The 865-nt window shown below is 66.9% G+C and carries 1 protein-coding gene; it reads left to right on the plus strand.

Annotation, left to right across the window (positions count from 1 at the left end; genetic code table 11):
- A partial coding sequence (locus EN949_RS35475; RefSeq protein WP_206535021.1) for an autotransporter-associated beta strand repeat-containing protein occupies nucleotides 1-865 on the plus strand: 865 nt, incomplete at both ends.

The following is an 865-nucleotide window of genomic DNA, read 5'->3' on the forward strand; positions in this document are numbered from 1 at the left end:
ATCGACAACAGCGGCACCGTGCAGGGCGGCACAGGTGGCGCCAGCGGCTATTCCGATCAACGCTACCTTGCCGGATCCGGAGGGGTCGGCATTGCCGGGGCTGGCCTCACCGTGACCAACAGCGGCACCATCGCCGGTGGATTCTCGATCGACGGCAACGGCCCCCAGGCTGATGCGATCCGGTTCAGCGGCGGCGTCAATACGCTGGAGCTGCGGGCCGGCTCGGCGATCAGCGGCACTGTGGAGGCCTTCAGCGCGGCCGACACGTTGAGGCTCGGCGGGAACGTCGACAGCAGCTTCGACGTCTCAGGCGTCGGACAGCAATACCAGGGTTTCGGCATCTACGAAAAGACCGGCAACGGCACATGGACCTTGACCGGCAGCACCAGCGCGGTGACGTCGTGGACCGTCGACCAGGGCACATTGAGGATCGGCGGCGACTGGTCGCTGGGCGATGTCTCGGGCGCCCTGACCTTGAACGGCGGCGCGCTGCAGGTGACCGGCAATCCGCTCAACTTCACGCTGGAGCGCCAGATAATCCTCGGCGCAAGCGGCGGCACGTTCGATGTCGGCGCCGGCAAGAACCTCATCCTCGACGGCGTCGTTTCGGGTGACGGGCAACTCGCCAAGACCAGCGCCGGCATGCTGACGCTGAACAGCGCCAACAGCTATTCGGGCGGCACGGCGGTGCGCGGCGGCGGCCTTGTCGTGACGGCGACAGGCGCGCTCGGCGACGGACTGGTCGCCATAAACTCCAACGGAAGCGGGGGATGGGCCAAGCTCTATTTCTCGGGCAACGACGCCGCCAATCCGGTCAGTGCCGAGGATGGTGACATTGCCGCCCATGGTGCCGATCCCGCCAAGG

Origin of the sequence: Mesorhizobium sp. M7A.F.Ca.US.007.01.2.1 (assembly GCF_003998165.1) — a bacterium.
GTDB lineage: Bacteria > Pseudomonadota > Alphaproteobacteria > Rhizobiales > Rhizobiaceae > Mesorhizobium > Mesorhizobium ciceri.